Raw genomic sequence first — 3,906 nt, 5'->3', positions numbered from 1 at the left:
GAGTTCAGACGTGTGCTCTTCCGATCTGGGGCCGCGACGGGAGGCGCGACGGGGGGCACGCAAGCCCGCGATGCGACGTCCGCCGGCGGCGCGATGGCGGAGCAAAGTCCCGGTCCGCCCGCGCCCACCGATGCGCGGCTCGGCCTCCCACCCACGGGCACCAGCGTGTGGCTGCCCGATCTGCGCGAGAGCGTCGGGCAGAGCCTCGGCCTCGGTGCGCCGCCGCAGCCGGGGTGGCAGGTCACGCCGGAGATCGGGGTGCAGGAGATCTACACCGACAACGTGCTGCAGACGCCGACCGACCACCGCGCCGACTACATCACGCAGATGGTGCCGGGCGTGCGCGTCAACGCCGATACGCCGCGCCTGCAGCTCAATGGCGTCTATGACCCGATCCTCCAGTATTTCGCCCGCACGCCGAGCCAGAACGACATCGCCCAGCAACTCAACGCACAGGCGCTGGTCACGCTGGTGCCGGAGCTGCTGTTCGTCGACGTCCGTGGCTACGCGACGCAGCAGCCGAGCTTCGGCGGATATGCGCCGAGCGGTCCGCTCAACATCAACTCGATCACGCGGATACAGGATACGAGCTTCACCGTCGCGCCCTACCTGCTGCACCGCTTCGGCTCCATCGGCACGGCGGAGATCGGCTATGCGTATTCGGTGACCGACCAGACGGGCAACACCACGTCGCTGGCGTCGAGTCTGGGAGGCGCGCCGGTCACCGCGACGTCGCCGCTCCTGCCGACATTCCAGAGCGGTCTGCTGACGACGCAGGAGGAGCACGCGGTATTCACCACCGGACAGATGCTCGCGCGGCTGCAAAGCCGCACGCTGCTTGACGCCGTTCAGTACGGCGGCACTCTGGAGAGCGGCTACAACAACCTCGCGACCGAGACGCTGACCTATGCCGTCACGAGGCGCTTCGCCGTTGCCGCAACCGGCGGCTACGAGAACATATCCTTCAACGGCACGCCGTCGGTGCGCATCAGCGACGCGGTCTGGCGCATCGGCGCGTCGCTCGCGGCGGGACCGGATCGCACGCTCACCGTCGCCTACGGCCATCAGTACGGCTTCAACGCGCCGGAGTTGGCGCTCGACTACGCGGTCACGCCGCGCACGAAGCTGATTGCCCGCTATAGCGAGGCGCTGACATCCACCGCGCAGGATCTGCAGAACTTCGTCGCCAACTCCTCGGTCGACGCCTATGGCAACAGCATCGACCCGGTGACGCAGGCACCGCTGCTGACGACCAATTCCTTTTTCGCCATCAACAACAATCTGGTGCGCCAGCGCACCGCCTCCGCGACGCTGCTGCACCAGCGCGACCGCGACACCTTCCTGCTGTCCTTTCTCGACGAAAGCCAGACGCTGGTGGCGACGCAGGGGATCGCGGGCTATGCGCAGAGCGGCTACAGCGCGTCCGCGACCTGGGTACACGAGTTGACGCCGCTCTGGACGTCGCGCGCCACGGTTCAGTACGGCGAGCTGACCACCACGGGTGCATTCTCGGAGAAGCAGGGCATCTTCACGGTCGATGTCGCGCTGACCCGCGCGCTGAGCGAGACGACGACGCTCACCTTCGAATACTGGCTGACGAACGCCACCGATACGGTGCCGATCAACCGGGTGGTGCAGAGCGTCTTCCTTGTCGGTGTGCGGAAGGTGTTCCGATGATCGCGCTCGGCTACTCCGATCACTACTGCCTCGACGCCCTGCCGTTCCAGCTGACGCCGGACGGAACCCGCTTCTTCAAGAGCCAGGGTCACCGACGCGCGATGACGCACATGCTGTACGGCCTCGCGCAGGGCGAGGGCATCATCGTCGTCACCGGCGAGATCGGGGCCGGCAAGACCACCCTCATCGAGTTCCTGCGCGGGCGTCTCGGCGACGCGCCGATCCGCATCGGCAGCGTGATCGGCTCGGCCGGGTCGGGCGCCGACATGCTGCGCTTCGTCGCCGCGGCCTTCGGCGCCCGCGCCGGAGACGCCACGGGCAAGGCGGCCATGAGCATGGCGCTGCTGTCCCGGCTGCGGCAGATACGCGCGGACGGGGTCCGCTGCCTCCTGGTGGTGGACGAGGTCCAGACGCTCGATCCGGCAGCGCTGGAGGAGCTGCGGCTGATGACGAACCTGCTGCACGCCGGCCAGCCGCTGCTGCAGATCATGGTCGCCGGCCAGCCGGAGTTTCGCGCGACCCTGGCGCGCCACGACATGGAGCCGTTTCGCCAGCGGGTCATCGCCTGCTTTCATCTGGGACCGCTATCGGCCGAGGAGACGCACGCCTATATCCTGCACCGTCTCACCACGGCCGGCTGGCGTGGCAATCCGATCTGGCAGACGGATGCCTCGCACGCGGCCTTCCGCCACACGCAGGGCATCCCGCGCCGGGTCAACCGGCTGTGCGGCCGGGTGCTGATGCGCGGGGCGCTCGATCACCTGACGGTCATCACCTCGCCGCTTGTCGAAGCCGTCGCCGACGAGCTGGCGGGCGATCTCGGCGACCGCCCCGCCGCGCCCATGCCGCCGGCGCATCCCACGTCCCCGCCCACGCCCCCGCCGGCCGCCGCGCCGCATCCCTGGCGCCACCGCGGCCTGTTTCGCCGGCACGCCCGTTAGCGGAGTACACGCCATGCCCTCGCCTGCAGCCACGCCGGCACGCGGCTCGCGCATCCTCAACGCCATGACGGTCGACGTGGAAGACTATTTCCAGGTCCAGGCGTTCGCCGGCGTCATTCCCCGCGCCGACTGGGACGGCATCCCGCGGCGGGTGGAGGCGAACACCGATCACATCCTGCAGGCGTTCGACCGCGCCGGTATCCGCGCCACGTTCTTCACCCTCGGCTGGGTCGCCGAACGCCACGGCGCGCTGGTCCGCCGCATCGTCGCCGGCGGCCACGAGCTGGCAAGCCATGGCTACGATCACGTCCGCGTCGATCAGCTGTGCCCCGCGACGTTCCGCGCCGACATCATCCGCACCAAGGCGATCCTGGAGGACGCCGGCGGCGTTCCCGTGCGCGGCTATCGCGCGCCCACCTTTTCCATCGGCACGCGCAACCCGTGGGCCTTCGACGAGCTGGCGGCGGCGGGGTACGAGTACAGCTCCAGCGTCTATCCGATCCGCCATGACCTTTACGGCATGCCGGACGCACCCCGCTTTCCCTTCCGCCCGGGCGGCGGCCGGCTGTGGGAGATCCCGATGACGACGCTGCGCGTGGCGGCGCGCAACCTGCCCTGCGCCGGCGGCGGCTATTTCCGGCTACTGCCTTACGGCGTCTACCGGAGCGGCCTCGCCCGCCTCAACCGGCGGGAGGAACGGCCGGGCGTGTTCTATTTCCACCCGTGGGAGGTCGATCCCGACCAGCCCCGCGTCACCGACGCCGGGCGACTCGCGCGGTTCCGCCACTATGTCGGCCTGCGGTCGATGCGCGCGCGGCTGGAGCGGTTGTTGCGCGACTTCCGCTGGGACAGCATCGACCGCGTGTTCGCCGACATGCTGACGCCGGCCGCGGTGCGATGAACGAGATCCGCGCCATCGGCCGCGCCCGCTGCGTGCCGCTCGACGACGCGCGGGCGGCGGCCTGGGACCGCTTCGTGCTCGCAGCACCCGACGCCACGTTCTTTCATCTGTCGGCCTGGCGCACGGTGATCGAACGCGCCTTCGGCCACCGCGCGCACTATGTCCTGCACGAGCGCGACGGCGCCATCACCGGCGTGCTGCCGCTCGTGCATGTCCGCACGCGCCTGTTCGGCAACACGCTGATCTCCAACCCGTTCTGCGTCCATGGCGGCCCGCTCGCCGCCGATGCCGACAGTGCCGCGGCGCTGGAGGACTATGCCGCCGGCCTGTTGCGCCGCACCGGCGCCGCGGCGCACTCGCAGGGACGACCGCCGGGCAATCCGATCG

Annotated in this window: 2 protein-coding genes and 1 pseudogene; all 3 read left to right on the top strand. The window is 69.8% G+C overall.

What is annotated here, in order from left to right; translation table 11 throughout:
* The first annotated feature begins 1,673 nt into the window (after positions 1 to 1,673).
* A complete protein-coding gene (locus B8460_RS09140) occupies positions 1,674 to 2,618 on the top strand; it encodes an ExeA family protein (RefSeq protein WP_052945192.1) in 945 nt (314 codons plus the stop codon).
* 13 nt (positions 2,619 to 2,631) lie between these two features.
* Positions 2,632 to 3,519 carry an XrtA system polysaccharide deacetylase gene (locus tag B8460_RS09135; protein ID WP_048861285.1) on the top strand — a complete coding sequence of 296 codons (888 nt, stop codon included), beginning with the start codon at positions 2,632 to 2,634 and terminating at the stop codon, positions 3,517 to 3,519.
* A pseudogene (locus B8460_RS09130) lies at positions 3,516 to 3,906 on the top strand (hypothetical protein); the annotation flags it as partial. The gene B8460_RS09135 and the pseudogene B8460_RS09130, both read left to right, overlap by 4 nt.

Origin of the sequence: Acidisphaera rubrifaciens HS-AP3 (assembly GCF_000964365.1) — a bacterium.
GTDB lineage: Bacteria > Pseudomonadota > Alphaproteobacteria > Acetobacterales > Acetobacteraceae > Acidisphaera > Acidisphaera rubrifaciens.
Note: the sequence above shows the minus strand (reverse complement) of the source record. Positions and strands in the feature narration are given on the sequence as shown.